Here is a 13,780-nt window from a genome sequence, read left to right as displayed (position 1 = left end):
CGCTGCTGGGGCGCCTCGGGGAGGGCGGGATGGGGACCGTCTTCCTCGGGCGGAGCAGGCCGGACGTCGCCGAGTACGCCGGCCGGCTCGTCGCGGTCAAGGTCATTCGACCTGACCTGGCCCGGGTGCCCGAGTTCCGGGCCCGGTTCCGCCGGGAGGCCGACATCGCGCGCCGGGTCGCCCGCTTCTGCACCGCCGAGGTACTCGATGTCGTCGATCCGCCGGGCGGGCGGCCCTACCTCATCACCGAGTACATCGACGGCCTCACCCTCGCCCAGACGGTGGCCGCGGCCGGCCCACTGCGGTCGGCCGACCTGGAGCGCGTCGCGGTCAGCGTGGCCGCGGCGCTGACCGCCATCCACGGCGCCGGCCTCGTACACCGTGATCTCAAGCCGTCCAACGTGCTGCTCTCAGCCTTGGGCCCCCGCGTCATCGACTTCGGCATCGCCCGGGCGCTGGACGCCCCGACGATGCTCAGCCAGGAGATCCAGCGGATCGGTACACCGGCGTTCATGGCCCCGGAGCAGGCCAACGGCGAGCCGGTGACGGCGGCGGCGGACGTCTTCGCATGGGGTGGCCTGGTGACCTATGCGGGCACCGGCTCCTTCCCCTTCGGGGACGGGCCGACGCCGGTGCAGCTCTACCGCGTCGTACACCGCGAACCACTGCTCGACGGTCTCGCTCCAGCCCTGCGGCCGATCGTCGAAGAGGCCATGCGCAAGGACCCGGCCACCCGGCCGAGTGCCCAGGAACTGTTCCTGCGTCTGGTCGGAATGGGCCCGACCACGCATCCCGACCCGGAGGTGACCCGCGTCATCCGTGCCGGGGCATCGATGCCCGCGCCCCCGCAACGGACCGACCCGGACCGCTCCGCGCCCGGACAGAGATCGGATCCGCCCACCGAGGCCGAGTTGGAGGGACCGCCCGGCGCGGGTCGTGACGAGACCGGGGACGAACCCACCGGGCTAGCGGCGACCGGAGGCAGGGCGAACCGGGGCTTCACGCCCGTCGACCCTGATCCGGGCGGGTCTGCCTCGGGCGAGCCGGTCGGCGCCGGGCCGCCCGTCGACCCGTCGGCACGGGACCGCGGCCGGTGGAACTGGCGCCGCGTCGCGCTGCTGGCCGCCCCGGTCCTCGCGGTCCTGCTCATCGCGGCCCTCATGCCATTCGCGCTCACCACCGGCAGTGACCGGCGGCCGAGCCGGGAGGAGACGGCCGCTCGCGTCGCTCTGGCCGCCGAGGCCGTCCGCAACTCTGATGCGGACCTGGCCGCCCGGCTGTCCCTGGCGGCCTACCGCATCAGCCCGGTGTGGGAGGCCCGCGCCGGGCTGCGCACCTCCTTCGCCGCCGCGACGGCGACGGTGCTCGACGGGCACACGCAGTCGGCGCTCGGTATGGACATCAGCCGGGACGGGCGCCTGCTGGCCTCGACCGGTGCCGACAACCTCGTCCAGCTGTGGGACATCTCCGCGCGTTCCCATCCGGTGAAGCTCGCCACCCTGGCCAGGCACACCTCGTGGACGCTCGACGCGGCGTTCAGCCCGGACGGACGGCTGCTCGCCACGGTCAGCTACGACCGGTCGGTGATCCTGTGGAACCTCAGCGATCCGCGCCGCCCCGTCGAACTCTCCGTCATCCTCGGGCACAACGGCTGGGTGCTCGACGCCGCGTTCAGCCCGGACGGGAAGGTACTCGCCACCTCGGGCTATGACAACACGGCCCGGCTGTGGGACGTCACCGATCCGCGCCGCCCCAGTCAACTGTCCGTGCTCGACCGCCACACCAGTTGGGTGAACGAGGTCGCATTCAGCCCGAACGGTCACCTGTTGGCGACCGCCAGCGCCGACCGGACGGCCCGGCTGTGGGACGTCACCGATCCGCGCCGGCCGCGACCGCTCACGGCCATCACCGCGCACACCGACTACGTGTGGGCGGTCGCCTTCAGCCCGGACGGCCGGCGCCTCGCCACGGGCGCCTATGACGGTACGGCCCGAATCTGGGACATCACCAACCCGTCCCGGCCGGCGGCCACCGCCTCCTTCCCTGCCGACGAGAAATGGGTGTTCGACGTGGCGTTCAGCCCGGACGGCAGGACCCTGGCCACCGCGGGCTGGGACACCACGGTGCACCTGTGGGATGTCACCGAACCGGGCCGGCAGCCGGCGATCGGCACCATCACCGGGCACGGGGACTGGGTCCAGGCCCTGGCGTGGACACCGGACAGCCAGGGCATCGCCACGGCAAGCGACGACTACACCGTGCGCATCAGCCGGATCGGTGACGCCGACCTGATCGCCGCCGCGTGCGCCGACCCGTCGAAGCAGATCACCGATGCCGAATGGCAGCGCCACATCTCGGACGTGCCCTACCAACCGGTCTGCTGACCACCCGAGGTCCGGTCCGAGGTCCGGTCCCACGGCGGTCGCCGCGTGCCCGGCGGCGCTGCCGGCGGGGGTGGCGCCGGGGCGGCCGAGCGGCGCCGCAGAGCGGGCAGGGCGCCACGACCCGCGACACCGCTCTCGGCGATCCGCGTCTGCACCCTCGCCAGGCGGTCCTGTCCGGTGGTGCTCAGCCGGGACCGCAGCACCGAGTTCGCGATCCGCGCGACCTGCATCAGCTTGGGCTCGTCGACGTCCGCGGCCGCCCAGTGGCTCTGGGCCCACCGCTCCTCGCGTTCCTGCTCGTGCCGGCGGAGCTCGGCGACCTCCTGCTCGAGCTGGGCGATGCGGTGCAGGTGCTCAAGCGCGATCGCCGCGAGCCGGCTGCGCTCGTCGTCCAGGCGCGCCCACTCCCGCTGCCGCGCCCGGGCGACCGCGGCCGCGGTGTCCTGCAACCGCAGGACGTGCAGGTAGAGGTCGATGCGGTTGCGTTCCAGGCGGGAAAGTAACCGGTTGGACACCCACGGAGTGAGCAGGTCGGCGACGCGACGCGCCCAGGGAGCCCGCCGGTCGATCACCACGCCCAACCCGAAGATCGGTGCCACGGTGAAGAAACGCAGGTCGGGGTGGTCGGCGACGAAGTCCTCGACGGCCGTGCGCACCCCGTTACGCGGACCGCCCTCGGTCAGCGCCCAGGCAAAGGCTCCCATGCCCCGAAATCCCCCGGGAACCGTCTCCCTGTTGTCGATCTCGACACCGACGTCCCACGAGTGCGACTGCCGGGCGTCCTCGGGAATGCGGTCGGGGTTGTAGTACTGGTCGCGCCGGCCGGCCGGCCAGCCGACGTCGTGCAGGATCACCAGGGGAAAGTAGGACCGGCCGAACAAGGTGACCGCGCGGTCGATCTCGGTGAGCTCGCCGTGCACGGTGGCGTAGTTGTGGTCCCCGTCGATGAGGTAGGCGTCGGTCGGCGCGTGGCCGTCGAGCGCCTGCGGGCTGTGCCCCCGGATCACGTGCACGTCGAGGCCCCCGCCGGAGGCCGGCGACACCCCGGGCTCGGGATCGATGACCACTAACCGCCCGCCACCGCCACGGCGCAGCAGGTCGACGAGGAGCGAGGTGGTGACCCCGCTCTCGGAACCGATCTCCGCGATGCTGCGCGCCCCGGACGCCTCCAGCAGCGGCACCCAGATCTCGCGCAGATCGGACAGGGAGTGCAGGAGCAGGGGCGCCAGCGTGGGTTCGGCGGCGTCCCCGACCTCGACGGCGTGATCGCTCTGCCGGGTGAGCGCCGTGCCTGGTCCGGTGCCCGGTCGGGTGCCTGGTCCGGTGCCCGGTCGGGCCTCGAGGTCCGTTCCCGCGTCCATTCCGGCGGCGACGGCGGCGAGCTCGGCGAAACTGTCCCGAACCTCGCTGCGCTCTGAGTCCGGGCGGTCCGTCACCGCGGTCCCCCGAGCTCGCGCCGGATCTTGCGGGCCGCCCGCAGCGGCAGGCCGTCGCGGGCGGGCTCCGCCGCGGGCAGAGCCAGCGGATCACCCCGGATGCCCATCCAGCCGAACGCCAGCTCGACGTCGAGGGCGTAGACCCCGGCGAGCTGCGGCTGCGTGGCGAGGTCGATCGTGTAGACGAACTGTGGGTCGTCCCCGGTGATCTCCACCAGGTTCGGCTGGAGCAGCCGGCCGCCGAGGAGTGCGAGCCGCTGGGCGGAATCGTCCAGCGAGGTGATGGTTATCTTGTCCGGCTCTGGGGTGTTGTTGATATGAAAGGACAGCGTCAGCCAGTCCAGGCGGAGCAGACCGCGCCGACCCGCCGGGTCGATGCGGATCCGGCGTGCCCCGACCGCCTCCAGGCTGAGCCGGACGATCGACAGGCCGTCGCGGGCCGACCGGGTGACCGCCGTCTCCTTCGGACCATTGACGAAGTCCCCGCCCGTGTCGATGTAGACCTCCACGGGCCCCGCGGCGGCCTCGGGCGAGACCTCCTCCGGCGGGATGCCCGCGGCGGCGGCCAGCCCGCTGATCACCGCCAGCGGCCGGTTCGCGACCCCGGCCACCCCGGCGGGCCAGTAGAGCTCACGCATGGAGATCCGGTCGATGTCGGCCGGGGTGAGGTACGGCATCCGGCGGACCAGCTCCGGCGGCAGCAGGCCCTCGGTGGCGTCGGAGCCGAAGTTGTCGTCGTGCGCCCAGGCACCGAAGGCCGCGGCCTCCACCGCGGTCGGCCGGGCGACGAAGCGGGTCAGCGTCCGCAGTCCCGCCTGGCGCGCCCCGGCGCAGGCCAGCGACGGCATCGGGGTCTCCGAGCGCCGGTAACGCAGCCATTCCCGCTGGAAGGCCAGGACGCCGTCCTGGACGGCGGCTCGCTGGGCGACCTGCGTCCGCGAGGTCCGGTCGATGCTGAGCACCGGATTACCCATCTCGTCGAAGGAGACCAGTGACCCGACGTCGGGCATGCAGAGCTGCTCGAGTACCTCGGGGCTACGCATGAGCTGGTTCGCCAGGGTCTCGGGCTGACCGCTTGTCGCAAGATATCCCTCCAGCTCCAGACCGGCCAACCGGTGCGTCATCGCCGCCTGGTTCGTAGCCAGGTACAGGCCGAGGATGTCCAGCCCGCGGCCGGTGGAGGCGAGCAGCCGGGTGAGCAGCGCCTGGATGGTCCCGCCCCAGCCCAGGTCGAGGAAGACGACCCGGCCGCTCTCGGGTAGCTGGCTGTCGAGGTAGCGCACGTAACGCTCACGCAGGCGGGACGCGGTCAGCACGATCTCGCTGCGGATCCGCTCATCGGAACAGAGCGCCTCGAGGGTGTCGTCGAGCAGGCCGGGCACGTCGAGGCGGCGGTCGGCCAGCGCCGAGATGCCGGCGACGTTCTCCAGCCGGACCCCGAGCTGGCGCAGCAGCTGCCCCACACTCGGCGCGTGCCGACGGACCAGGAAGCTCCTGAGCTCCTCGGGGTTGCCCTCGAAGACGTTGGCCAGCGCGCACACCTGCCGCGACGCCCACAGCGTCGAAATGGTGACCCCGACATCCTCGCCGGGACCGACGAGCAGGCGGGAAAGGAAGTCACCCTCCCGCATCAGGCAGTGGATGTGGTCGGCGCCGAAGTCACGGGCCCGTTCCACGGCCCACTCCGCGAAACCGGTGAAGACCGGCCCGAAGACCGTCGCGCCGGCCTCCCAGTACCGGCGCAGCCCCGCGGGGACCGCGAGGGCGTCGGCACGGTGCAGTGACCGGGCCCGCAACGCGGTCATCCCGTAGTCGCCGTCCACCGGGTCGATCGGGAGGTCGTCGCTCGGCGCCTTACGCAGACCCTCGAGCTCGAGGGTCTGCTCCAGCGCCCCGGAGTACTTCGGGTAATGGATGGCGACAAGCCCGTGCTCGCGGGCACCCTCGACGTCGGCGACGGGGTGGTCGCCAAGGTGCACGACCCGGGACGGCTGCAGGTTCGACGCGGCGAGCATGTGCTGGAACAGCCCGTCGCTCTTCGACGTCCCCGCGTCGGAGGAGGTGAAGATGTGGGTGAAGGGCACGCCGGCCAGCTCCGGCCGGTTCAGCAGCCGTTCGAGCTGGCCGGCCGAGAAGTACGTGTCGGACAGCAGGTAGACCGGCAGGCCGAGCTTCGTCATGGCGAGCTCGGCGAGCTCCACCACGGCGAGGTCGGCGCGGCAGAGCTCGCGTTCGACCGCGACCTCGGCGTCCAGGAGGTCCTGGACGCCGAGGGCACCGGGCAGCGCCGGCAGCAGCAGCTGCCAGATCTCGTCCAGCCGCACCTCATGGGTACCGCGGGTGGCCCTGGCGTGCAGGCGGGCCAGCTGCTCGGCGTGGACCCGCAGCCAGGCGAACTCGCCCGGGGAGACGCTGGCGGGCAGGTGGCCCGCGTCCGCGAGCCGCCGGCCCAACAGCACGAAGGCATGGGCGGGCTCTGGCACCATGCGCCACAGGAGGGTGTCGAAGACATCCAGAGTCAGGGCCTGTGCCCCGCCCGACTCCAGGTGCGACCACACTTCGCGTAGCCGGACGTCGGTGAACACGACCGTCCTCTCCGTGCGGCCGGTTACGACCGCTCCATGCGGCCGGTTACGACCGCCTCCGCCGGGTCAGCCACGACGGCCGGCGTGCGTCGGGATTCTCCCGCGCGGCCCCGGCCGGCCGAAGCCAGATGGACGGATCAATACTATGAACCGTGCTCTGGCCGTCGGCCACCGGAGTGGGTGGCGTCGCCCGCCCGGCGATGGCACGGTACCGTCCGATTCTGACGAGAAGCGGGCCAGTTCGACCCTATACACCATTGATTATTCATCCGTAAGCAGGGCGATACTCTCGGTAGCCGGAAAGACGGCCGGCCGGGTCGCGGAACCCGCTTGGACGTGGGACGAACCAGGGACGCCTCGGTCTCGGTAGTGTTCAGGTCCCCGGAGTGTCGAGCCAGAGTGTCGAGGAGGAGCGGACAGGTGCAGCTCCAGTCGCGCCATGGCGGCGAGCGGTACCCGCGCATTCGGGAGACGGGGAGGGCGGGCCGTGTCACATCTGGCTGACGCCGCGCTGCCGGCGGGGGCGCCGATGGCTCCGTCCGCCCCGGAGCCGGAGACCGGTCCGCCCGGGCCGGAGCACCATCACGCGCTGGACTCGAGTCGGCTGGCCCGTCGCAGCCGGGCCCAGACGAGGGTGCGCTGGGAACTGCTGCGCAATCTCATCCGCAAGGATCTCAAGATCAAATACAAGGGATCGACGCTGGGATTCGCCTGGTCACTGGCGAATCCCATGCTCCTTCTCGTCGTGTATACCTTCGTGTTCCAGATCGTGCTGAAATCAGGAATCCCCCGCTTCGGTATTTACCTGATGTCCGGACTGCTCGTCTGGAACGCCTTCTCGGGCAGCGTGTCCGCGTCCTGCGGCAGCGTCGTGGCGAACGCGAACCTCGTCAAGAAAGTCCGCTTTCCCCTCGCCGTGCTCCCCCTGTCGGCGGTCGGCTTCGCCGCGGTGCACTTCCTGCTGCAGCTGCTGGTCCTGTTCGTGGTGATCCTCGCGCTCGGCTACAGCCTGCTCGGCCCCGAGCTGCTGCTGCTCGTCCCGGCCGGAGCCGTCGCCCTCACCTTCACCGTGGCGCTGTCCCTGCTGGTCAGCGCGCTCAACGTGCGTTACCGCGACACCGCCCATCTGCTCGACGTGGCGCTGCTCGCCTGGTTCTGGCTGAATCCCATGGTGTACGCCTTCGGCCTCATCCAGAACAGGTTGGCCGACCTGACCTGGGTGTACCTGCTCAACCCGATGGCCGTCGTGGTCATCACGTTCCAGCGGGCGATCTACGATCCACCCCCGGGTAACTCGACGGGTTCCGCCCCCATCCTGGCGAACCCGGGATACACGTTCTACCTGGAACATCTCGCCGTCGCCGGGGTGATCTCCCTCGTCCTGCTGTGGCTGGGGCTGCACGTGTTCCGCGCCCTGCAGGCGGACTTCGCCGAGGATCTGTAGTCGGCCCGTGGCGGACCGGCCCTGTCCTCGTCGCCCGCCGAAGGCCCCGGGAGCCAGCACGCCGACCGCGGTGCGATCATGATGGGACGTCCGCAGGCGGCCAGCAAGGAGTAGCAGTAGTGGCCCGACACTCGTCCGCGTACCCGCCGAGCCCCGCCGCCCCGCCCGAAGGCAGGGAGGCCGCCGCGCCACCCGGCCCGGCGCGCGAGGCGCCCGTGGTGATCGAGGCCGCCGGAGTGAGCAAGAAATTCGTCTCCTACCACAACCGGGCGACCAGTCTGAAGGAACGGTTCGTCCGTCGGGGCGGCCCCGCCGGGGACGACTTCTGGGCACTGCGCGACATCGACGTGACGATCGGGCGAGGCCAGACGGTCGGTCTCGCCGGTGCGAACGGCTCGGGCAAGTCGACGCTGCTCAAGGTGCTCGCCGGGATCCTGCGCCCGACGGACGGACGGGTCGCGGTGCACGGTCGGATCGCCTCGCTGCTCGAACTCGGTGCCGGGTTCAACGGCGAGCTTTCCGGCCGGGACAACGTCTACCTCAACGCGTCCCTGCTCGGGCTGTCCAAACGGGAGATCGATCAGCTCTTCGACTCCATCGTCGACTTCTCCGAGCTGCGCCACAAGATCGACGATGATGTCAAGCACTACTCGTCGGGCCAGTACGTCCGCCTCGGCTTCGCCGTCGCCGTGCACGTCGACCCGGACGTGCTGCTCGTCGACGAGGTCCTGGCCGTCGGGGACGAGGCGTTCCAGCGCAAGTGCCTGGCCAAGATCGCCGAATTCCGGGCGCAGGGCCGCACGATCCTGTTCGTGACGCACTCCCTCGACCTCATCGAGAACATGTGCGATCGCATCCTGGTCCTGGAGTCCGGGTCGCTGTTCTTCGACGGCCCGCCGGCCGTGGGTACCAAACTGCTGCGGCAGAAGCTGGGCAGCCTGCCCGCGGGGGAACCGGTCTCCTACCAGTACGCCACGGTCAGGCCGGAGTCGGTCACCTTCAGCCACAAGCCGGGCGGACTGCCTACCGTGCAGTACGGCCCCGGCGAGTCTCTCACCGTCAGCGTCGAGTTCGACGTCACCGAGGGTGCCCCCGAGCACATGTACCTGCACACCTACATCGTCGGCCAGAGCGAGGTACCGATCTGGATGATGGAGACGCCACCCGGCGGGCTCGCTATCGGGCCGGGCCGCCACATCGTCGACTTCTCGGTACCACGCCTGCCCGAACTGCTCGGCGCCTTCGCGGTGAAGGTGCACGTCTCGGACGCCGCCACCGGCGCCCCGGTCACCACCCGCCGGTTCGAGGAGCTGTTCGGCGTCGGTGGTGCGCAGGCGGACGGACTGCTCAAGGTCGACTACGATGCGAGGTTGCGCGGATGAGCGAGGAACGCCCGACCCGGCCGGCGGCGGGATCGGCCGCCGAGTCGAAGACCGCCGAGCCGCTGGCGACCATCGTGATCGTCAACTGGAACGGCGCACATCTCCTCCCGGCCTGCCTGGACGGCATCGCCAAGCAGGAGGCGGATTTCGCCTACCAAACCTGGGTAGTCGACAACGCCTCGTCCGACGGCTCACGGGAGCTGCTCGCCGAGCGCTACCCCTGGGTACGCGTGGTGCCCGCGGAGCGCAACCTCGGTTTCGCCGGCGGCAACAACCTGGCGCTGCGCCAGGTCACGACGCCCTTCGCGGTCCTGGTGAACAACGACGCGATCCCCGAGCCCACCTGGATCGCCGCGCTGCTGGCGCCGTTCGACGAGCCCGGCGGCCGGCATCTCGGCGCCACCACCGGCAAGGTCGTCTTCCTCCCCCGGTTCCTGCGGATCAGGCTGCACACGCCGACCTTCGTCCCGGGTCCGCACGACTCCCGCGAGCTGGGAGTGCGGGTGTCCTCGGTGACGGTGAACGGGCGCGAGGCGCTGCGCGAGGTGCTCTGGGAGAAACTCACCTACGGTGCCGAGGGACCGAGCGGCTCGCCGTACTTCTGGACCCGAGGGGACGACGAACTGTGCGTGCCGATCCCCGACGGCGGCCCGGTCACCCTCGGGTTCACCTGGGCTGCGGAATCGCGCAAACAGGTCACCCTGAGCTGGGACGGCCCGATGGGCACGTCGGCCGGAGGGCGGGCGGACCTCGCGGTGGGCCCCGAGTCGACGACGGTGTCGCTGACCGTCGGCGGTGAGGCGCCGCGGGTGGACGTCATCAACAACGTCGGCGGCATCGTCCTGACCGACGGTTACGGTGCCGACCGCGGTTACCAGCAGGTCGACGCCGGCCAGTTCGACCAGCCGGAGGACGTGTTCACCGCCTGCGGGAACGGGATGGCGATCCGCTCGCCGCTCGGCCACGAGCTCGGCTGGTTCGACGACGCGTTCTTCCTCTACTACGAGGACACCGACCTGTCCTGGCGGATCCGGGCCCGCGGGTACGGCATCCGCTACGTCCCGGGGGCGGTGCTGCGTCACATCCACTCGGCGTCGAGCGTCGAATGGTCACCGCTGTTCGTCTTCCACACCGACCGCAACCGGCTGCTGATGCTCACCAAGGACGCGACCGCGCCGATGGCGCTGGCCGCCGTGATCCGCTACCCGCTGACCACGGTCTCGATCGCGGTGCGCACGCTGCGCCAGGCACAGCGCGCGCGCAGCCGACCCGCGATCCGACCGACCCTGCTGCGGCTGCGAGTGTACGGCTCCTACCTGCGGCTGCTGCCCGACATGCTGCGGGCCCGGCGCGAGATCGGGCGCAGCGCCGCGCAACGGCGGGCGAGCCTGCAGAGCTGGCTGGTGTCCCGATGAACGATCCCGCGAGAGCCGGCCAACCGGCCGGCGACGCACCGGCCGAGGGCGACCGACCGGTCGGCGGGGTGCGGGCGGCGGTCTACAACCGGTTCTGGCACTCCATGGGCGGCGGGGAACGCCACAACGGCATGATCGCCCAGGTACTGGCCGCCGAGGGCGCCGCGGTCGACCTCCTCGGGCACTCCGAGGTCGACCTCGCGGCGCTCGGCGAGCATCTCGGGCTGGATCTCGCCGGCTGCCGGTACGTGCGGTTGCCGGACCGGGGCGAGGAGGCCATCGCCGTCCTCTCCGGGCGCTACGACCTGTTCGTGAACGGTTCGTACATGAGCCGAATCATGCCGAAAGCCCGCCACTCGGCGTACCTGTGCTTCTTCCCGACGCCATTCGACCACGACATGGCGGCCTGGCGTAAGGCCGCGGTCCGCACGGCCGGGCCGCTGCTGCGCGGGGTTCGCCCGGCGGTGAGCTTCGGCCAGGGCTGGTACCCGCCGGAGGGCGGCCGCCGCCGGCAGTGGACCTGGACGAACGGGGCGGGAATCCTCGCTGTCAGCCCGGGCGAGCGGCGCACCCTGCGCGCCGATATCGGCCGGCCCGGCACGCCCGTCGGCACGGCCTTGCGCCTCCTCGACGCCGACGGCAGCGTGCTGGCCAAGCTGCAGATCGGCACCGACTTCACCCCGTTCGAGGTATCGCTGCCGCCGTCGGCGAACGGTACCGAGCTCACCCTGGTCAGTGACGCGTTCTCGCCGGGCGCGGCAGACGTGCGCGAACTCGGCGTGGCGGTGAGCCGGCCCCGGGTCACCGACGGTGGCGAGGGGCCGATCGCCCGGCTCCCGCTGCGTTTCCCCTGGCTGCTGCGGGACCCGGCCGACCTCGGCTACCTCGACGGCTACAACGTGGTCATGGCCAACTCGCGGTTCACCCGCGGCTGGATCCGCCGGTTGTGGAAGCGCGACGCCGACCTGCTGTTCCCCCCCATCCAGGTGGAACGGCTGCATCCGGCGCCGCGGCGGGAGAAGGCCGTCGTCACCGTCGGCCGGTTCTTCGCCCCCGGCCTCGGCCACGCCAAGCGACAGCTAGAGATGGTGCAGTGGTTCGGCGACCTGTACCGCGCGGGCGACCTGCCCGACTGGACGATGCACGTCGTCGGCGGCTGTGAGGACTCTCAACTGCCCTACCTGGAGCAGGTCCGGGCGGCCGGCGCGGGGCTGCCGGTGCAGATCCATCCCAACGCCCCGCGCGCCGAGGTCGAACGGCTGCTCTCGACCAGCTCGGTGTTCTGGTCGGCCACCGGGTACGGCGAGGACGACGACCGGCGTCCCTGGACGGCGGAGCACTTCGGGATGACCACCGTCGAGGCGATGGCCGGGGGCTGCGTTCCCGTCGTCATCGATCGGGCCGGCCAGCGAGAAATCGTCCGGCACGGGGTCGACGGCTACCGATGGACCGGCCCGGAGCAGGTTGCCTCCTTCACTCGCCGGCTCGCCGCCGAGGACGGTCTGCGCGGTCGGCTCGCCGCCGCGGCGATCGAACGCGCCCAGATCTTCTCCGATGCGGCGTTCGCGCGGCAGTGGCGGAAGATCGCCACCCGGCACGGGCTGTACGAGCGGTGAAGCGGCGCGGTGTGGCGTGGCACTCCCGGAAAGGAGGGGGTGATCCCGGCATGAGGGTCGTGCTGGACGGCACGCCGTTGCTCGGGCAACGCACCGGGGTCGGCCGTTACACCGAGCATCTGCTGACCGGGCTCGCCCGGCTCGCCACCGAGCCCGGGCGGGAAGCCGGGGCCGGGTGGGAACTCGCGGCGACGGCGTTCACCTGGCGCGGGTTGGGCGAGCTCCCGGGCGCGCTGCCGGCCGGGGTGCGAACGGCGGCCCGGCGGGCACCGGCCCGGCTGTTGCAGGACGCCTGGGCCCGCTCGGAGTACCCGCCCGTCGAGTGGCTCACCGGCCCCGCCGACGTCATGCACGCGACGAACTTCGTCCTTCCACCCCTGCGCCGGGCCCGCGGTGTGCTGACCATCCATGACCTGTCCTACCTGCGTACCCCGGACACGGTGACGGGGGCGTCCGCCCGCTACAGCGATCTGGTCCCCCGCGGCCTGCGCCGGGCGTCCGCCGTGCTGACGCCCAGCCGCGCGGTGGCCGACGAGGTGGTGACGGCCTACCGGCTCGACCCCGCACTGGTGACCCCGACGCCGCTCGGCGTCGACGACGCCTGGTTCACCACAGCGAAGCCGAGCCTCGCCTGGCGCAGGGCCCGTGGCCTGCCCGAGCGGTACCTGCTGTTCGTCGGTTCGGTGGAGCCCCGCAAGAACCTCCCGGCGCTGCTGGAGGCGGTCCGCCGACTGCACGCGGCGAAAATCGACGCTCCGCCGTTGGTGCTCGTCGGGCCTCCGGGGTGGGGACCGGCGCTGGACCTGGCGAACCTGCCGTCCGACGCCGTCGTCGCCGCCGGTTACCTCGACAGCGAGGCGCTGCGGACGACCGTCGCCGGAGCGAGCGTGCTGTGCTTCCCGTCCCGGTACGAGGGCTTCGGTCTACCCCCCTTGGAGGCGCTCGCCGCCGGGACTCCGGTGGTCGCCGCCGACATCCCGACCGTGCGGGAGGTCACCGCCGCTCTCGTCGACGTCGCCGCCCCCGCCGGCCGGATCCCTGGCCAGGCCCCCGGACGGGCCATCACCCGGCCCAGCAGTCCGGTGCGGCTCGTTCGGCAGACCGACCGCGACTCGTTCGCTGACGACCTCGCCGAGGCGATCCTGGAGCTGCTCGACTCCCCCGGCGACACCGACGCCGGCCGGGCGCACGCCCGCACGTTCACCTGGCGGCGCACCGCGCAGCTCACCGCGGCCGTCTACCGCCGGGTCACCGAGCTTCCATAACGCGACAACGAGCAGGACACCGCCGAGAACGGCCCATCCCGCCAGGCACGACAGCCCGAGGTCGGGCGGGCCCGGGGCCGTCTGGTCCCAGGCGGCCCGCAGCCGGTCCAGGTTCGCCAGCGGGGCGAGCGCGGGCCGCTTGAATGCCAGGTCACGGATGAGCATGACCACGGTGAGCGCCGCCAGCGCGGCGACGACCGCGACCGTCGGCAGGCCGCGGCGGCCCAGCGGCAACGACCCGCAGCAGGCCGCG

General features: G+C 71.8%; 8 protein-coding genes. 6 read left to right on the top strand and 2 right to left on the bottom strand.

What is annotated here, in order from left to right; translation table 11 throughout:
- Positions 1–2 precede the first annotated feature (2 nt).
- Entirely contained in the window at positions 3–2,384 is a 2,382-nt protein-coding gene (locus tag AC08OJ_RS05400; RefSeq protein ID WP_476595199.1) for a WD40 repeat domain-containing serine/threonine protein kinase, read from the top strand.
- Here AC08OJ_RS05400 and AC08OJ_RS05395 read toward each other — a convergent pair.
- Together AC08OJ_RS05395 and AC08OJ_RS05390 are read right to left on the bottom strand one after the other, a co-directional pair.
- A complete protein-coding gene (locus tag AC08OJ_RS05395; protein WP_476593398.1) occupies positions 2,366–3,820 on the bottom strand; it encodes a class I SAM-dependent methyltransferase in 1,455 nt (484 codons plus the stop codon). The genes AC08OJ_RS05400 and AC08OJ_RS05395 overlap by 19 nt on opposite strands.
- A complete protein-coding gene (locus AC08OJ_RS05390; RefSeq protein WP_476595198.1) occupies positions 3,817–6,405 on the bottom strand; it encodes an HAD family hydrolase in 2,589 nt (862 codons plus the stop codon). Before AC08OJ_RS05390 ends, AC08OJ_RS05395 begins: the two co-directional genes overlap by 4 nt.
- A gap of 487 nt (positions 6,406–6,892) precedes the next feature.
- Between AC08OJ_RS05390 and AC08OJ_RS05385 the strand changes: the two genes are divergently transcribed.
- The 5 genes from AC08OJ_RS05385 (at position 6,893) to AC08OJ_RS05365 (ending at position 13,527) form a co-directional block, all read left to right on the top strand.
- Positions 6,893–7,849 (top strand): ABC transporter permease, encoded by a 957-nt coding sequence (locus AC08OJ_RS05385; RefSeq protein WP_476593400.1) that lies wholly within the window; start codon positions 6,893–6,895, stop codon positions 7,847–7,849.
- Positions 7,850–7,968: 119 nt separating this feature from the next.
- A complete protein-coding gene (locus AC08OJ_RS05380; protein WP_476593401.1) occupies positions 7,969–9,231 on the top strand; it encodes an ABC transporter ATP-binding protein in 1,263 nt (420 codons plus the stop codon).
- Positions 9,228–10,646, top strand: coding sequence for a glycosyltransferase family 2 protein (locus tag AC08OJ_RS05375; protein WP_476595197.1), 1,419 nt, complete (start codon positions 9,228–9,230; stop codon positions 10,644–10,646). Before AC08OJ_RS05380 ends, AC08OJ_RS05375 begins: the two co-directional genes overlap by 4 nt.
- Entirely contained in the window at positions 10,643–12,262 is a 1,620-nt protein-coding gene (locus AC08OJ_RS05370; RefSeq protein ID WP_476595196.1) for a glycosyltransferase, read from the top strand. Before AC08OJ_RS05375 ends, AC08OJ_RS05370 begins: the two co-directional genes overlap by 4 nt.
- Before the next feature lie 50 nt (positions 12,263–12,312).
- A complete protein-coding gene (locus tag AC08OJ_RS05365; protein ID WP_476595195.1) occupies positions 12,313–13,527 on the top strand; it encodes a glycosyltransferase family 4 protein in 1,215 nt (404 codons plus the stop codon).
- The last annotated feature ends 253 nt before the right edge of the window (positions 13,528–13,780 follow it).

It is taken from the genome of Frankia sp. CgKIO3 (assembly GCF_977946435.1).
The sequence above is the reverse complement of the archived record's forward strand: the minus strand, read 5'-3'. Positions and strand labels throughout refer to the sequence as shown.